We start from the raw sequence: 16,037 nt of genomic DNA on the forward strand, positions 1-16,037 counted from the left end.
GGCGGGCCGAGACATCACCCGCCCCCGCTCAGCGGCGCTGGGTCAGCGCGCGGCGCTCGAACTCGACGATGCGCTGGCGGTAGTGCTCGATGGTCTGGGCGGTCAGCACGCTGCGCTGGTCGTCCTTGAGCTCGCCGTTGAGTTCGTGGGCCAGCTTGCGTGCGGCAGCGACCATCACGTCGAACGCCTGCTTCGGATGCCGTGGACCTGGCAGGCCGAGGAAGAAGCTCACCGCACGGGTGCTGAAGTGGTCGATGTCGTCGAGGTCGAACACCCCCGGCTTGACCGCGTTGGCCATGGAGAACAGCACCTCGCCGTTGCCGGCCATGCTCTCGTGGCGGTGGAAGATGTCCATCTCGCCGAAACGCAGGCCGCTTTCCAGGATGTTCTGCAGCAGCGCCGGGCCCTTGAAGCCGCTCTCGTCGCGGGAAATCACGCTGATCACCAGCACTTCTTCCAGCGGCGCCTGCTCCTTGTCCTCGGCGACGTTGCCATAGCCGGACGAAGAGGTGCCACGCGCAGCCGGCTTGTCTTCGACCTCGTGCTCTTCGCGGGCCGACAGCGGTGCCGGGCTTTCGTCCAGATCCAGGTCGCCCTGCTGCGGCTCGTCCTTGCGCTTCTTGTCGTTGTGGCGACGGCGCGGCTCACGCGCCTCGGCACTGACCGACGGCAAGTCATGCTCGTCGAGTTGCGGTTCTTTCTGGGTTTCCAGCACGCGGGAGGGGCCGAGCAGCTCGGCGGACGACGCTTCGTCGTCGTCCGGCAGGTTGGAATAGCTGCGATCAAGCCTGAATTTCAATTTGCCCTTGCCGCCGCGCATGCGCCGCCAGCCATCAAAGAGAATACCGGCGATGACGATAATGCCGATGACGATCAGCCATTCACGCAGACCGATTTCCATGTAATCCAGTGCCTCGAATGAGAAATTCTAAAAACAGGGGAGCAAACCCCTTTAAAACGTGGAGCCAAGTCTATGTTCTAACTGGCATTTTGCCCACGTCGAAATAAAAAAGTGGTCATTAAACTAGCACGACCTTCGGCAACTTAACACCGTCTGTACCACCTGTTGTGTTCTGAATCGTTATCTTGAGCACAACCGCACTAGCAAAAAGCCATTTCCGGCATCGGCCGACGGCCCTCAGGCGTCCACCATCGCCATGGCTTCCTCCACATCCACCGCCACCAGCCGCGAGCACCCCGGCTCGTGCATGGTCACGCCCATCAGTTGATCGGCCATTTCCATGGCGATCTTGTTGTGGGTGATGTAGATGAACTGCACGGTCTGCGACATCTCTTTCACCAGACGTGCATAGCGGCCCACGTTGGCGTCGTCCAGCGGCGCGTCGACTTCGTCGAGCATGCAGAACGGCGCCGGGTTGAGCTGGAAGATGGCGAACACCAGCGACAGGGCTGTCAGGGCTTTCTCGCCGCCAGACAGCAAATGAATGGTGCTGTTCTTCTTCCCGGGGGGGCGCGCCATGATCGTCACCCCTGTATCGAGTAGATCTTCGCCCGTCAGTTCCAAATAAGCCGAGCCACCACCGAAAACTTTTGGAAAAAGGGCCTGGATACCGCTGTTGATCTGATCGAAGGTGTCCTTGAAGCGGTTGCGGGTTTCCTTGTCGATCTTGCGGATGACGTTCTCCAGGGTATCCAGAGCCTCGACCAGGTCGGCGTTCTGGGCATCCAGGTAACGCTTGCGCTCCGACTGCTGCTGGAACTCGTCGATGGCCGCCAGGTTGATCGCCCCCAGGCGCTGGATACGCGCAGCGATGTTCTCCAGCTCATCCTCGGCCTGGCGCTCGGTGGCGCCGGGCTCCAGGGTCGCCAGCACACCGGCGAGGTCATAGCCGTCCTCGTGCAACTGATCCTGCAAGGCTTTGCGCCGCACGCTCAACGACTGCCAGTCCAGGCGCTGCTGCTCCAGCTGGCCCCGTAACAGGGCAGCCTGCTGCTCGGCCTGGCTGCGGCGCTTCTCGACCTCGCGCAGTTCGCGGTCGGCGTCTTCCAGGGCGTTCTTGGCGGTGCGCATTTCGTCATCCACCACCATGCGCCGCTCCAGCAGCTCTTCGAGCTTCAGGCGCAGTTCTTCGAGGGGCGCGGCGCCCTCCTCCAGGTTCAGGCTCAACTGCTCACGGCGCTCGCTGAGGCGCTCGGACTGCATGCGCAGACGCTCCAGTGCCTGATGGGTGGAACTGTGCTGCGCCTTCAGCGAGCCCAGACGCACAGCCAGCTGGTGGCTGCGATCCTTGTGCTGGCGCGCCTCCTGACGGACCCGGTCGAGGCGCTCACGCAACTGGTCACGCTGGCCCTGCAGCACTTCGCGCTGCTCGGTGTCCTGGGCCATGGCATCCAGGGCGTCCTGCAATTGCAGGCGCGACTCGCCGAGGTTCTCGTGCTCGACGCTGCGCTGTTCGGCCAGTTCGGCCAACTCTTCTTCCAGGCGCGTGCGACGCAGGGTCAACTGCTCGGCCTTGGCACGTGCCGCCGACAGGCGCGCCTTGAGTTCACCCTGCTGGCGGTTTTCGTCCTGCAGGCGGCGGCGCAATTCCTCACGCTGTTGTTCGTGGCTGGACTGTTGCTCACGCAACACCTGCAGACGCTCCTCCAGCTCGGCCAGCGCCGACTCGCGTTCGTCGCGTTGCATGCCCAACTGCTGGATTTCCTGACCCCGCGCCAAGACGCCACTCTGCGCCTCGGCGGCGCGGCGCACACGCAGGAAGTCGCGCCCCAGCCAATAGCCGTCACGGCTGATCAGACTCTGCCCTGGCTGCAGCGAAGCACGGCGTGCCAGCGCCTGGTCGAGGTCGTCGACGGGCACGACCTGACCCAGCCAGGCCGACAGGTCGACCGCGCTGCGCACCTTGTCCAGCAGGCTGCCGGGCGCACCGGACGTGGCGTTGCCAGGGCTGACCAGACGCAGGTCGCCCTGGCTGAAACCGGCCAGATCGAGGCGGGCGAAATCATCCACCAGCACCGCCTGCAGGTCGGCGCCCAGCACGGTTTCCACCGCCAGTTCCCAACCCGGCTCCACCTCCAGCCCCTCGGCCAGTCGCGGACGTTGTACCAGCTGCTGCTCGCGCAACCAGTCGGCGGTGCCGCTGTCCGGGTCCAGGGCGGCCTGCTGCAAGGCTTCGAGGGAAGCCAGGCGACCATTGAGGCGTTGCAGTTCACCCTGCGCCTGCTGCTGCGCCTGCACGCTGCGCTGCAAGTCGTCGCGCAGCTGCTCCAGGCGCTCGCCGGCCTGCTCTTCGTTGATCTGCAGGTCTTCGAGGGTCAGCTCGCGAGCCGCCAGTTCCTCGTCCAGGGCCTGGATGGCCGCGTCTTCGGGGTCGGCGGCAAGCAGCTGCAGCTCTTCAGCCAGGCGCCGCTGGCGCTCGGCCAGGCGTTCCAGGCTCTGCTCCAGCTGCTGGATGCGCGCCTGCTGCACCTGCGCCTGGCGCTGCGGCTCGGCCGACTGCTGGTTGAAGCGGTCCCACTGTTCCTGCCAGGCATGCATCGCCGCCTCGGCGTCTTCCAGGGCGATGGCCGATTCCTCGGCAGCGGCGGCGGTGATTTCCTGCTCGGGTTCGAGCATCTGCAGCTCTTCGTCCAGGGTCGCCAGCAGCGTGGTGTCGTGCCCCAGGTGCGACTCGGTTTCCTGGCGCGCGCGCTCGGCTTCGCGCAAATCGTCCTGCAACTGGCGCAGCCGTTGCTGGCCGTGCTGGATACTCTGTTCGACCCGGGCGATGTCACCGCCCACCGAATAGAAGCGCCCCTGTACCAGGTTGAAACGCTCCGACAGTTCATGATGGCCGTCGCGCAGGCGCTCGATGCCAGCGTCAGCGTTGCGTTGCTCGGCCACCAATGCCTCGTAGGCCACTTCCTGGTCGCCGATCACCGCTTCGCGCTGGCGCACCTGGTCGTTGAGGGTCTGCCAGCGCAACGCCGAGAGCTGGGCTTTCAACTGCCGTTCCTCGCCTTTGTACTGCTGGTACTTCTCGGCAGCCTGGGCCTGGCGGTGCAGGCGTTCGAGCTGGCGTTCGAGCTCTTCGCGCAGGTCGGTGAGGCGCGCCAGGTTCTCCTGGGTGCGGCGGATACGGTTCTCGGTCTCGCGGCGACGCTCCTTGTACTTGGAGATACCCGCGGCTTCCTCGATGAAGTTACGCAACTCCTCGGGCTTGGCCTCGATGAGCTTGGAAATCATTCCCTGCTCGATGATCGAGTAGCTGCGCGGCCCCAGGCCGGTGCCGAGGAAGATGTCGGTGATGTCCTTGCGCCGGCACTTCACGCCGTTGAGGTAATAGGTGTTCTGGCTTTCGCGGGTCACCTTGCGGCGGATGGAAATCTCCGCATACGCGGCGTACTCCCCCACCAGGGTGCCGGCGGAGTTGTCGAACACCAGTTCGATGCTCGCCTGGCTGACCGGCTTGCGGCTGGTCGAGCCGTTGAAGATGACGTCGGTCATCGATTCGCCGCGCAGGTTCTTCGCCGAGCTTTCGCCCATGACCCAGCGCACCGCGTCGATGATGTTGGATTTGCCGCAACCGTTGGGGCCGACCACGGCCGCCATGTTGCTGGGGAAGTTCACCGTGGTCGGGTCGACGAAGGACTTGAAGCCCGCCAGCTTGATGCACTTCAGGCGCATGGATTCAGACCGCCTGCAAGGCGGCCAGCACCAGCTGGCAGCTGCGCTGGCCGTATTCGGACAACACCTCGCGCACGCGCACCGGGTCGCGGTCGAGTACGGCCTGCAGCAGTTGCTCGAACAGCCGCAGGTAGTCGCTCATTTCGGCCTTGCGCTGCTCCAAAGCCAGGAAATAGTTGCGGCTCATGGCGGGCTGCAGATTCTCGACGGTTTCCTGCAGGTAAGGGTTGTCGGCGAACGGAAAGGCCGCACGCATGACGTTGAAGCTGTCTTCGACGAAGGCCTGCACGTTCTGGCTTTCGAAGCTGGCCTGCAGACGCTGCTGGATGACCAGGAAAGGCTGCAGGTCGGCGGGACTCTGCCAGCGTTCGGACACTGCGATACCCAGCAGGATGTACAACTCGCTCATCAGCTTGCACAGGCTGGTCACGTGGTGCGCGTTGAGCGCGGTGACCTGGGCGCCACGCCGGGGCAGAATCACCACCAGGTGGCGGCGCTGCAGAATCAGCAGCGCCTCGCGCACCGAACCGCGGCTGACGTTCAGGGCCTGGGTGACTTTCTGTTCCTGGATGCGCTCACCAGGCTTGAGTTCGCCGCGGATGATCCGCTCGGCCAAATGTTGGGCAATCTGCTCTGCCAGACTATCCAGCGCCTTGAACATCGTTTAATTCCTTGAGAATCCGGACCAGACCCCTGGGCTGAATGCCGGGGGAGCCGCCAGGCGTCGCCTGGAGCGGGCTTGACGTGCCCTGTCGTGCGAAGTTTCGATACAAGCGGCGCAGTGTATATCAAGCGCCAGGGTGTGGATGAACAAAACATCAGGAAACGCCCACACGAATCGCTGTCCGATCACTTGTATGCCTGTGCGCACCATTCATGAGGTTTCAATGCCGTCTGCCAACCCCCTTCGTACCGCCCATCGTGGCGCCCTGCTACACAGCCTGGCCGACCCGGCCGAGGTCGGTGTCGAGGCCAGCTTCGAATATGTCGAGGACGGCCTGCTGCTGGTCGAAAACGGGCAGATCCAGGCCATGGGGCCGGCCAGCGAGCTGTTGCCGCAACTGGGCCGCGAAGTCACCCTGATCGAACACCCCGACGCACTGCTCACCCCCGGGTTCATCGACACCCACATTCATCTGCCCCAGGCCGGGATGATCGGCGCCTATGGCGAACAGCTGCTGGACTGGCTGCAGACCTACACTTTCCCCTGCGAACGCCAGTTCGCCGAACCCGCCCATGCCGCTACGGCGGCCAGCCAGTTCATCGACGAACTGCTGCGCAACGGCACCACCACCGCCATGGTATTCGGCAGCGTGCACCGGACTTCGGTCGAGGCCTTCTTCGCCGAGGCCGAACGCCGTGACCTGCGGATGATCGCCGGCAAGGTGATGATGGACCGCAACGCGCCGCCCGATCTGCTCGACACCCCGCAGTGTGCCTACACCGACAGCAAGGCGCTGATCGAGCGCTGGCATGGCCGGGGCCGCTTGAGCTATGCGATCACGCCGCGTTTCGCGCCGACCAGCTCGCCCGAACAGCTGGCCATGGCCGGGCGACTGCTGGCCGAACACCCCGGCGTGTATCTGCAGACCCACCTGAGCGAGAACCGTCAGGAAATCGACTGGGTGCGCTCGCTGCACCCCGAGCGCAGCAGCTACCTGGACGTCTACGATCATCACCAGTTGCTCGGCGAGCGCTCGGTGTTCGCCCATGGCGTACACCTGTGCGACACCGACTGCGCGCGCCTGGCACAAGCCGGCTCGGCCATCGCTTTCTGCCCGACCTCCAACCTGTTTCTGGGCAGCGGCCTGTTCAACCTGCCGATGGCCGAACGGCACAAGGTCAAGGTGGGCCTGGGCACGGATGTCGGCGCCGGCACCAGCTTCTCGATCCTGCAGACCCTCAACGAGGCCTACAAAGTGATGCAGCTGCAGGGCGCACGGCTGCATCCGTTCAAGTCGCTGTACCTGGCCACCCTCGGCGGCGCCCGGGCCCTGCACCTGGACGACCGCATCGGCAGCTTCAGGCCCGGCAACGAAGCGGACTTCGTGGTACTGGACTACCACGCCACGCCGCTGATCACCCAGCGTCTTAAGCACTGCCGCAGCCTGGAAGAAAGGCTTTTCGTGCTCATGACCCTGGGCGACGACCGAGCGATCAGGCAGACCTGGGCGGCGGGAAGGCGGGTACACCAGCGCTAGCAATCAGCGCCCAATAAATGCATTTATTGCAACTTACAAAACAAACTTAATACAGGATTAAAATATTAGCTTATAGCCATTACGAATTTCACTTCGCCATGACTTGCCCCTTACTCTTATAAGCAAGCGATAGGTCAGTACCTACTGCTTATAAGAAATCCCTTTATTGGCAAGCCAGCATCCCAGGCGAAGGAGCTTCCATGAGCGTCGAAATCATCGGCATGATCACCGCCACTCCCAGCGCCGAGGTGGACCAGCCGCTGGGCGACGCCGTAGACGCGGACTTCGTGCGCCGCTTCGCGCAGGCGCATGAAAACGCCGGCTTCGACAAGGCGCTGGTCGGCTACTTCTCCAATGGCGCCGAGGGCGCGGTGGTCAGCTCGTTCATCGCCGCCGCCACCCAGCACCTCGGCATCCTGCTCGCCTACCGCCCCGGCGTGATCGCCCCGCCCCTGGCGGCCCGGCAGCTGGCCACGCTCGACCAGTTCAGCAACGGCCGCCTGGCCCTCAATGTGATCAGCGGTGGCAGCGACACGGATCAGCAACGCGACGGCGACTGGCTCGACCATGACCAGCGCTACGCGCGTACCGATGAATACCTGCACGCGCTCAAGGCGATCTGGACGGCTGCGGGTCCGGTGGACCACCAGGGCGAGTTCTATCGCTTCAAGGGCGCCTTGCCCAACGTACGCCCGCGGCAAAAGCCACACATCCCCATTTACTTCAGCGGCTCCTCGCCCGCCGCGCTGGAGGTTGCCGCGCGCCATGCCGACACCTACATGCTGTGGGGCGAACCGTTGGCGGACTTCAGCGAGCACGTACGCCACCTGCAGCGGCTGGCTCAGGCCCAGGGTCGCAACCCGCGCATCTCGGTGTCGTTCCGGCCCATCGTCGCCGACAGCGAAGAAGCCGCCTGGCGCCGCGCCGCCGAGATCCTCGAACGCATCCGCGCCAACCGTGAACGCCTGGGCCTGCCCGTGCATGGCCACACACCGGACAACGCGGGTTCACAACGCCTGTTGGCAGCGGCGCAGCGCGGCGAAGTGCTCGACGAACGGCTGTGGACCGGTGTCGCGCGGTTGACCGGCGCGCAATGGAACTCCACCGCCCTGGTCGGCACCCCGGAACAGGTCGCCAAAGCCCTGGGCCGCTACTGGCAGGCCGGCGCCAGCACCTTCCTGATTCGCGGCTTCGATCCTCTGGACGACGCCGAAGCCTACGGCCGGGGCTTGATACCGGCAATTCGTGAACAGATCGCCGCCCTGCAACCGCGCCTGGCCGGCTGAGGAGACCTGCATGAACCTGCTTCAAGCCCTGCGCAACAGTCTGGCAGCCCTGGCCATCGTCCTTCCCGCCGCCCAGGCGGCTGAGCAGACGGTGCTGCGCATCGGCGACCAGAACTACTACAACGTGCGTGCGTCGGTGGAAGCCTCCGGCGTGCTGGAGGGCGCGCCTTACACGGTCGAGTGGAAACATTTCCAGTCTGCCGCACCGGTGGCCGAAGGCCTGGAAGTCGGCGCCCTGGACCTGGGTTTTCTCGGCGATTCGGGCTTTCTGTTCCTGGCCGCCAAGGGCGCGCCGGTGAAGCTGATCGGCGTGTCGCGGCAAAACCCGGACACCATTGCCCTGCTGGTGGGCAAGGACTCGCCGATCCAGCGCATCGAAGACCTCAAGGGCAAGAAAGTCGCCTACTGGCCCGGCGCCTGGAGCCAGCAGCTGACCTTGCGGGCACTGGACAAGGCCGGCCTGCCGCATGACTACGTACAGTTCGTCAAACTGATGCCCATCGACGCGGCAGCGGCCTTTCCCCAGGGCAGCATCGACGCCTTTCCGGTATGGGAGCCGTACATTTCCCAGCAGGTGGTGCACTCTGGCGCCCGGCCGATCATCACCGCACGCGGCCTGATGCCCGGTCTGTCGAGCATTGCCGCCAACGCCAGTGCCATCGAGCCCAAGCGCGCAGCCATCAGCGACTTCCTCGGGCGCCTGCAGAAGGCACGGGAGTGGGTCGAGGCCAACAAGGACAGCTACGCCGACACCTGGGCGAAGAAAGCCAACCTCGACCCGACTGTGTCGCGCCACTGGATCGGCCAGGCCGACATGAGCGTCGGCCCGGTGGACGAACAGGCCGCCCACGATTACCAGGGCACCGCCGACTTCCTGGTACAGACCGGTGCCCTGCCCAAGGCCTTCGACACCCGGGCGGTGATCGACACCTCGTTCAGCCAGGCCTTCAAGCCCCGTCAGTGAGGGGCATGACAACGGCATTGAGCCGCGACGGCGGGGCCTGTTTCGCGGCTGAAGCCACTCCTGTCCTGTAGGACCGGCTTCAGCCGGGAAGCAATCGCGACCGAAGCCGCTGCGCAGCCTTCCCTCGGGTCAGAAATCGATGGTCCCGGAGAACTTCACCAGCCGCGGCTCGCCCTGGGTCAGGTAGCCGCCATTGGCCGAGGCCCAGTAGTTCTTGTCGGTGATGTTCTCCACGTTGACGCGCAGGGTCAGGTCTTTCCAGGCCTTGAGCTTGTAGCGCGCGCCGGCGTCGAAGCGGTTCCAGGTCGGCAGGCTCAGGTTGTTCGCCGCGTCGGCGTACTGGCCGCCGGTGCGCAGGGCGCGCGCGTTGAGGGCCAGGCCTTCGACACCGGGTACGTCCCAGTCGACGCTGGCGTTGAGCTGGAAGGTCGGCACACCGATGGCGTGGTTACCGTCATTGGTGCCCCCCGAGGTGTTCTTCAGTTCGGAGGTCATGCGCGTGCCGCCGGCCATCAGGCGCAGACCTTCGACAGGCTCGCCGAACAGGCTCAGCTCCAGGCCCTTGTTGACCTGCTCGCCGTCGCGCACATAGAGGTTCTGGCGGCTATCCACGTAGCCATCAGACGGCTTTTCGATGCGGAACACCGCCAGATTGGCGCCGTAGCTCTGCCGGTCCAGCTTGATACCGGCTTCCAGCTGCTTGGTGCGCCCCGGCGGGAAGGCCTGGCCGAGGTTGGTGATATTGCTGCCCGACGCCACCGGCCCGGCGGCCAGGCCTTCGATGCGGTTGGCATACAGCGACACGCTCTGCACCGGCTTGTAGACGATGCCGTACACCGGGGTGGTGATGGATTGGTCGTAGAGCGAAGTACGGCTGCCATCGGCGACCGGGCCATCGTAGCTGTAGTTTTCTACACGCAATTGCTGCCGACGCAGGCCATAGGTAAGCAGCAGGCTGTCGTCGAACAGCCCGACGGTGTCGGAAATGGCCAGGCTGCGGTTACGAGTCTTGCCGGTCACCCCTGGATCCCCCATTTCTCCACCGGCAAACGATACATTGGTGGGCTTGGGCAAGGTGACCTTGTCATAGATATTGGTGTTGCCCGCAGTCGAGCGATAGAAGGTGTAGGCATTCTCCTGCTGGGTCCAGATGGTCGACGCGCCAATCGCGATCTGATGACTGACCGGCCCGGTCTGCATCCGGCCATTGAGGCCGGCAGCGAACGAGGTGTTGTCCTCGTTATGGGGAATTTCCGAGCCGCCGATGGTCGCCGTGCCGCTGTTGCCGACCAGGGTCGGGGTGCCGTACACGCCGGTCTCACGGCTGTGCTTGGCGCCGCCGGCCAGGTAGGCGGTCCAGTTCTCGCTCAGGTCCCAGTCGCCGCGCAGCATGCCGAAGGTGTCTTCGGTCTCGCTGTAGGTCCAGTCCTGGCCATAGTTATGGCTGGCGCTCGGCGCGGTCGGCACCCGGGTGGCGGTGCCGATCTGCACGGTGTTGCGCAGGTGGTTGATGCGCTCTTTCTGGTAACCGAAATCGCCGGACACCCGGAAGTTGTCGCCACGGTAGTCCAGCCCGGCGACGAACAGCTTGGAGCGCTGGTCCTGGTCGTCGATGGCGGTTTCGCCTTCGCGCTGGCTGAGGTTGACCCGCGCACCGAAACGGTTGTCGGCGCCGAAGCGCTGACCCAGGTCAAGGTGTTCGCCGATGCGTCCGTCGCTGCTGATGTCCTGGGTATAGCGGCGGGTCGGCGTGTCGCCAGCGCGCTTGGGCTGCAGGTTCACACCGCCACCCAGGCCGCTGCCGGTGGGTGTCACGCCATTGATGAAGGCATTGGGCCCCTTGAACACCTCGACCCGCTCCAGCGCGTCGATGGAGAGGATCTGCCGAGGCAGCACGCCATACAGGCCGTTGTACGAAATATCGTCGCCGTTCAGGGGCATGCCACGGATCACGAACACTTGGGACTGGTTGCCGAAACCGAACGACTGGCGCACCGAGGGGTCGTTGAGCAGCACGTCGCCGACGTCTTCGGCCTGCTGGTCCTCGATCAGTTTCGAGGTATAGCTGGTCAGGGTGAACGGCACGTCCATGTTGTCCTGGTTGCCCAGCACACCCATCTGCCCGCCCCTGGCGACCTGGCCGCCGGCATAGGCGTCCGGCAGGGTGTTGGAGTTGGCCTTGACGGCCGCAGCATTGACATCGATGGCACCCAGTTCGATCACCGGGTCGGCGGCATTCACCGCGAAACTGGCAGAGCAACACAGCGCGAGCAGGGTCGGGCGAGACGGAAAGCGAAGAGCCATGGGGCGGGATACCTGAAAGTGATGGCCCCTCCTTGGCCGAACGAAGTCCTTCTGGAACGCGAAGCATCTGCTAACGTTCTTGAGAATCGTTACTAGTAAATCACAAATTTTTCACAACCTGTAACTACCTTTACAAGATTTAACAGCGCCCCTGACGAACAGCGCATCACCGCTCTACCCCGCACCTCCTGCCTGACAAGCCCTCCCATCTACGACGATGGCCGTAAGCCATGAAAAAAATCGTGACCCCCTGCTCAGTTTTGGTCACGATACGCCGACACGCAGATAAAAGGCGTCGACCCGCCCGCTGGGTCCGAGCCCGACACCCTGCGTGAATAACAATAATCATCGAGGGCTGTGCCATGCACATGCGCAATCTTTCCATCAGCCGCCGCCTGTGGCTGATTCTCGTGGTCTGTGTGGTCATGCTGTGCATTCTGGCCGGCGCCCTGCTCAAGCAGATCCACGACGACCTGTATCAGGCCAAGACCCTCAAGACCATCCATGTGGTGCAGACCGCCAGCGGTATTCTCAAGTACTACAACGGCCTGGAAAGCGCTGGCACCCTCACTCGCGAAGCCGCCCAGCAACAAGCGTTGTCGGCGATCCGCGGGCTGCGCTACGACCAGAACGATTACTTCTGGATCAACGACCTGCGCCCGGTGATGATCATGCATCCCATGAATGCCAAGCTCGAAGGCCAGGATCTCTCGGGGATCAAGGACCCTGACGGTTTCGCCCTGTTCAACGAGATGGTCGTCATCGCCAAGCGCCAGGGTTCCGGCGTGGTGAATTACCGCTGGCCCCAGCCGGGCGCCAGCGAACCGGTGCCCAAGACGTCCTATGTGCAACTCTTCGAACCCTGGGGCTGGATCATCGGCTCGGGCGTTTACGTCGACGACGTCGCGGCGGAGTTCAAGGCCCAGATCATCAAGGCCGCCCTGGTGTGCCTGGCCATCGGCGTGATCATGGCCCTGCTGGTCATCGTCATCCTGCGCAGCATCGTCGTGCCGTTACGCGCAGCCGTACAGGCCATGGCCAACGTGGCCAGTGGCGAAAGCGACCTGACGCGCACCCTGGAAACCCATGGCAAGGATGAAATCACCCAGCTCGGCCAGCATTTCAATACCTTCATCGCTCAGTTGCGCGGGGTGATCGGCCAGCTCCAGCAGTCGGCGGTGGCCCTGGGCAACGCCTCGCAGGAGCTGGGCAGCAGCGCCGAGCAGGCCCAGGCGCGCAGCCAGCGGCAATCGCAACAGATGGAACTGGTGGCCACGGCGGTCAACCAGGTCACCTATGGCGTGCAGGACGTGGCGCGCAACGCCGAACATGCCGCCAGCGAAATGCGCAACGCCGAGTCCGAAGCGCAGCAGGGCCTGGTCAATATCGACGGCAGCCTGCGGCAGATCCAGCAGCTGTCGGCCACCATCGAGCAGGCCGTGGCGGTGATCCGCACCCTGTCCAGCGAGACCACCCAGATCGGCAGCGTACTGGAAGTGATCAGCGGCATCGCCGAACAGACCAACCTGCTGGCCCTCAACGCCGCCATCGAGGCGGCACGCGCGGGCGAACAGGGCCGCGGCTTCGCCGTGGTCGCCGACGAGGTGCGCCTGCTGGCCCAGCGTACGCAGAAGTCCACGGCGGAAATCCAGGGCATGATCGAGAGCCTGCAAGGACATTCCGATGCGGCAGTCAAGGTCATCGGCGACAGCAGCCGCGCCTCCCAGGCGACCATCGAGCAAGCCAATCTGGCTGGCCAGAGTCTCAGCTCGATCAGCCAGGCACTGCGCAACCTCAACGGCCTCAATGCCTCGATCGCCAGCGCCACGCTGCAGCAATCCCATGTGGTGGATGACATCAACCAGAACGTCACCCAGACCGCGCAGCTGTCGCAGAGCACTACCCTGGCCGCCGAACAGTCCAGCGCCGCGAGCCTGAATCTGGCGCGGCTCAGCCAGCAACTCAACGATTGGCTGAGGCCTTTCCGGGTCTGAGGTTGAACCCGCACAGCGTTTTTCCATCAAAGCCCCTTATCCGAACTGGCGGGAGCAGACGAAATGCGCACTTTGAAATTGGCGGGCAAGAGCGTCCCGGTCCTTGGCCAGGGCACTTGGCACATGGGTGAGAAAAGCCACCGACGCTCGGAAGAAATCGCGGCCCTGTGCCTGGGCATCGACCTGGGCCTGACCCTCATCGACACCGCCGAGATGTACGCCGACGGCGGCGCCGAAGAGGTCGTCGCCCAGGCGATACGCGGCCAGCGCGACCGCGTGTGCCTGGTCAGCAAGGTCTACCCCTTCAACGCCAGCACCCAGGGCGTGCCGCGTGCCTGCGAGGCCAGCCTGCGGCGCCTGGGCACCGACTACATCGACCTGTACCTACTGCACTGGCGCGGCCAGTACCCCCTGGAAGAAACCGTCGAAGCCTTCGAGCACCTGCGCGAGCAAGGCAAGATCGGCGCCTGGGGCGTGTCTAACTTCGACGTCCCCGACCTGGTGGAACTGCACGACTCGCGGTGTGCGGCCAATCAGGTGCTGTACAACCCCTCGCAGCGGGGCATCGAGTTCGACCTGCTGCCCTGGTCCGCCGAACGCCAGCTGCCGACCATGGCCTACTGCCCCATCGGCCAGGGCGGCGACCTGCTCTGGCACCCCGCCCTGCAGACCGTGGCCCGCCGCCACAACGCCAGCCCGGCGCAGATCAGCCTGGCCTGGGTGCTGCGCCAGCAGCAACTGGTCGCCATTCCCAAGGCCGTGGAACCCGGGCACATCCGCGAAAACCTCGCGGCGCTGGACCTGCGTCTCAGCGACCAGGACCTGCTCGACATCGACCGCGCCTGGCAGCCGCCGACGCGCAAGATGCCGTTGGAAATGGTCTGAGGCTCAACGCGGGGCGGCACGGGCAGCGCCGCCTCCTTTTTTCTCCCCTGCAACACCCAGCCCGACACAGCCGTAACAAATAGAGATGGCAAGTCTCGGATGACTTGACGCAGGGACAGGCGTGTATTTGAAGGAAGCAATCGATGTACAGGATGCAAAAAACGCTCGGCATGGGTCTGTCTTTCGCCCTGGTCAGCTCGCTGAGCGCCTGCAGCTGGTCCCCCTCTGGCAAACCCTATGACTTTCCAAAGCCCGGAGAACCCTCGGCGAACATTCGCATGAAGCAATCCTCCGACACGAATCTGGCCCTGCTGAACATCGATGACCGGGGTTGCTATCAAGGAGTTTCATCCATGCCTTACGCCGATGGCTACCTTAGCGCCGACGTCAGGCCGGACAAGCCATTGGTCCTCAGATATGACGATACCTATGGCAGCCAATACTGCGTGATACATGTCTCCTTCACCCCCGAGAAGGATGCCTCGTATCTCTTTCAGTCCGATACGTACAACAAGAAGGTGTCCGGTCTGATACCAGGCCTTGAGCGTGACCAGGCATTTTGTGCCATCGGCGCATTGAAAAAGCAGGGTGACGAATGGGTCGCTCAGCCGTTGGAAAAAGTGCGACCTATGCCAACCAGCCCCATGTGCATACGTTTTCGTAAAACCGATGCAACGCCCCGCCCTTCTCTGTTCCCATTTGCAAACTGAGCCACGTACTGAACGCTTAAGCGAGTCGATCAGTTGGCCTGAGACCTGCCCTGGCGACCGAGGCGCGGCGCCAGGCGCACATAGACCAGCTCGGCGCACAATTCCACCAGGGTCTGGGTGATGATCACCGCCGGCAGCACCGGAATCGCTCCCGGCACCGCCAGGGCCAGCGGCAGCACCACCAGGGAATTACGTGTCGCGGCACTGAACAGCACCGCCCTGCCCGCTGCCGCGTCGAGGCGCCAGGCCCGTGCCACACAGGCGCCGAGCAACGGGGTGATGAGCGCGAACGCCAGGTACACCGGCAACACCGCCAGCGCGCTGGGCAGTGCGGCTTCGATACGCGGCCCGGTTGCGGCGATCACGATGAGCAGCACCAGCGCCGTGGCGGGTACCGGGCACAGCCCCAGGCCGAGATTGACGCCCGCCATCGCACGGCTGCGCCGGCCCAGCCATTGCAGGGCGGCGGCCAGCAGCAACGGCAGTGCGATCAGCCAGGCGAAGGCCTGCAGGAACGGCCCGGCATGAATGACTCCGGTGGCCATCTCGCCCAGCAGGGCCTCCAGGTACAGCGGCAGTGCCAGCATCTGCACCACCAGCAGCACTGGGGTGGCGGCCAGCAGCAGCCGTGCGTCGCCGCGTCCCAGTTGGGTGAAAGTCACCACATAGTCGATGCACGGTGCCAGTAACACCAGCAGCACACCCAGGCGCACCAGAGGGTCGGCCGGCACCAGCGGCAGCAGCGCCCACACCAGCAACGGCACGACGATGAAATTGGCGGTCAGCAGCGCGCCGATGAAGCGCAGCCGAGTAAAGGCCTGGCGCAGTTCGACCAGTGGCACCTGCAGAAAGGTCACCAGCAGCATGAAGGCCAGTGCCGGCTCGACAGCCGCCTCCAGCGCCTCGGTGCCCGGCAGTTGCCAGGCCAGCACAGCCGCCAGCAGCACGGCGACGAAGTAAATGGTGACCTGACGGTTTTCCAGAGCATCCCGGACAGCTTGCATGCAGCGACTCCTCGTTGCGGACGAAGGCTGGCCAGCCTTCTGGATCAGGCTGCCGAACCTAC

At 64.3% G+C, this 16,037-nt stretch carries 10 protein-coding genes and 2 pseudogenes; 7 read left to right on the plus strand and 5 right to left on the minus strand.

All coding sequences use genetic code 11. From position 1 onward, the window contains the following. Positions 1–28: 28 nt before the first annotated feature. The 3 genes from zipA to RRX38_RS07410 all read right to left on the minus strand — a co-directional run bounded on the left by zipA (position 29) and on the right by RRX38_RS07410 (position 5,288). Positions 29–901 carry a cell division protein ZipA gene (gene zipA, locus RRX38_RS07400; protein WP_295476969.1) on the minus strand — a complete coding sequence of 291 codons (873 nt, stop codon included), beginning with the start codon at positions 899–901 and terminating at the stop codon, positions 29–31. Between the two features lie 237 nt (positions 902–1,138). Further along, complete coding sequence (gene smc, locus RRX38_RS07405; protein WP_315962088.1) at positions 1,139–4,627, minus strand: chromosome segregation protein SMC; 3,489 nt, start codon at positions 4,625–4,627, stop codon at positions 1,139–1,141. Positions 4,628–4,631: 4 nt separating this feature from the next. Then, positions 4,632–5,288, minus strand: coding sequence for a GntR family transcriptional regulator (locus tag RRX38_RS07410; RefSeq protein ID WP_295476966.1), 657 nt, complete (start codon positions 5,286–5,288; stop codon positions 4,632–4,634). Positions 5,289–5,514: 226 nt separating this feature from the next. Between RRX38_RS07410 and guaD the strand changes: the two genes are divergently transcribed. From guaD to RRX38_RS07425, 3 genes are all read left to right on the plus strand, one after another. Further along, a complete protein-coding gene (guaD, locus tag RRX38_RS07415; RefSeq protein WP_315962089.1) occupies positions 5,515–6,828 on the plus strand; it encodes a guanine deaminase in 1,314 nt (437 codons plus the stop codon). 221 nt (positions 6,829–7,049) lie between these two features. Further along, positions 7,050–8,114: an LLM class flavin-dependent oxidoreductase gene (locus RRX38_RS07420; RefSeq protein WP_315962642.1), complete on the plus strand. Its 1,065-nt coding sequence runs from the start codon at positions 7,050–7,052 to the stop codon at positions 8,112–8,114. A gap of 10 nt (positions 8,115–8,124) precedes the next feature. Next, complete coding sequence (locus RRX38_RS07425) at positions 8,125–9,078, plus strand: ABC transporter substrate-binding protein (protein WP_295476962.1); 954 nt, start codon at positions 8,125–8,127, stop codon at positions 9,076–9,078. 129 nt (positions 9,079–9,207) lie between these two features. Here RRX38_RS07425 and RRX38_RS07430 read toward each other — a convergent pair whose 3' ends face one another. Then, entirely contained in the window at positions 9,208–11,382 is a 2,175-nt protein-coding gene (locus tag RRX38_RS07430) for a TonB-dependent siderophore receptor (protein WP_315962090.1), read from the minus strand. Positions 11,383–11,807: 425 nt separating this feature from the next. Here RRX38_RS07430 and RRX38_RS25005 point away from each other — a divergent pair. The 4 genes and pseudogenes from RRX38_RS25005 to RRX38_RS07445 all read left to right on the plus strand — a co-directional run. Further along, a pseudogene (locus RRX38_RS25005) lies at positions 11,808–12,518 on the plus strand (cache domain-containing protein); the annotation flags it as partial. A gap of 273 nt (positions 12,519–12,791) precedes the next feature. Beyond that, a pseudogene (locus RRX38_RS25010) lies at positions 12,792–13,376 on the plus strand (methyl-accepting chemotaxis protein); the annotation flags it as partial. A gap of 63 nt (positions 13,377–13,439) precedes the next feature. Continuing rightward, positions 13,440–14,261, plus strand: coding sequence for an aldo/keto reductase (locus tag RRX38_RS07440; protein WP_315962092.1), 822 nt, complete (start codon positions 13,440–13,442; stop codon positions 14,259–14,261). Between the two features lie 143 nt (positions 14,262–14,404). Then, positions 14,405–14,971, plus strand: coding sequence for a hypothetical protein (locus RRX38_RS07445; protein ID WP_315962093.1), 567 nt, complete (start codon positions 14,405–14,407; stop codon positions 14,969–14,971). Between the two features lie 29 nt (positions 14,972–15,000). On the opposite strand, the gene RRX38_RS07450 is transcribed toward RRX38_RS07445, so the two are convergent. Then, the gene (locus tag RRX38_RS07450) at positions 15,001–15,975 is read right to left on the minus strand and encodes an arsenic resistance protein (RefSeq protein ID WP_315962094.1); all 975 of its coding nucleotides are present in this window, start codon (positions 15,973–15,975) and stop codon (positions 15,001–15,003) included. Positions 15,976–16,037: the final 62 nt, after the last annotated feature.

Source organism: Pseudomonas sp. DTU_2021_1001937_2_SI_NGA_ILE_001, assembly GCF_032463525.1.
Classification (GTDB): Bacteria; Pseudomonadota; Gammaproteobacteria; order Pseudomonadales; family Pseudomonadaceae; genus Aquipseudomonas.

Excerpts from the sequence above, each read along its gene's own strand:
- RRX38_RS07440 (WP_315962092.1), top strand. The coding sequence starts at position 13,440 with ATGCGCACTTTGAAATTGGCGGGCAAGAGCGTCCCGGTCCTTGGCCAG.
- zipA (WP_295476969.1), bottom strand. The coding sequence starts at position 901 with ATGGAAATCGGTCTGCGTGAATGGCTGATCGTCATCGGCATTATCGTC.
- RRX38_RS07430 (WP_315962090.1), bottom strand. The coding sequence starts at position 11,382 with ATGGCTCTTCGCTTTCCGTCTCGCCCGACCCTGCTCGCGCTGTGTTGC.
- smc (WP_315962088.1), bottom strand. The coding sequence starts at position 4,627 with ATGCGCCTGAAGTGCATCAAGCTGGCGGGCTTCAAGTCCTTCGTCGAC.
- RRX38_RS07450 (WP_315962094.1), bottom strand. The coding sequence starts at position 15,975 with ATGCAAGCTGTCCGGGATGCTCTGGAAAACCGTCAGGTCACCATTTAC.
- RRX38_RS07420 (WP_315962642.1), top strand. The coding sequence starts at position 7,050 with ATGATCACCGCCACTCCCAGCGCCGAGGTGGACCAGCCGCTGGGCGAC.
- RRX38_RS07410 (WP_295476966.1), bottom strand. The coding sequence starts at position 5,288 with ATGTTCAAGGCGCTGGATAGTCTGGCAGAGCAGATTGCCCAACATTTG.
- RRX38_RS07445 (WP_315962093.1), top strand. The coding sequence starts at position 14,405 with ATGTACAGGATGCAAAAAACGCTCGGCATGGGTCTGTCTTTCGCCCTG.
- guaD (WP_315962089.1), top strand. The coding sequence starts at position 5,515 with ATGCCGTCTGCCAACCCCCTTCGTACCGCCCATCGTGGCGCCCTGCTA.
- RRX38_RS07425 (WP_295476962.1), top strand. The coding sequence starts at position 8,125 with ATGAACCTGCTTCAAGCCCTGCGCAACAGTCTGGCAGCCCTGGCCATC.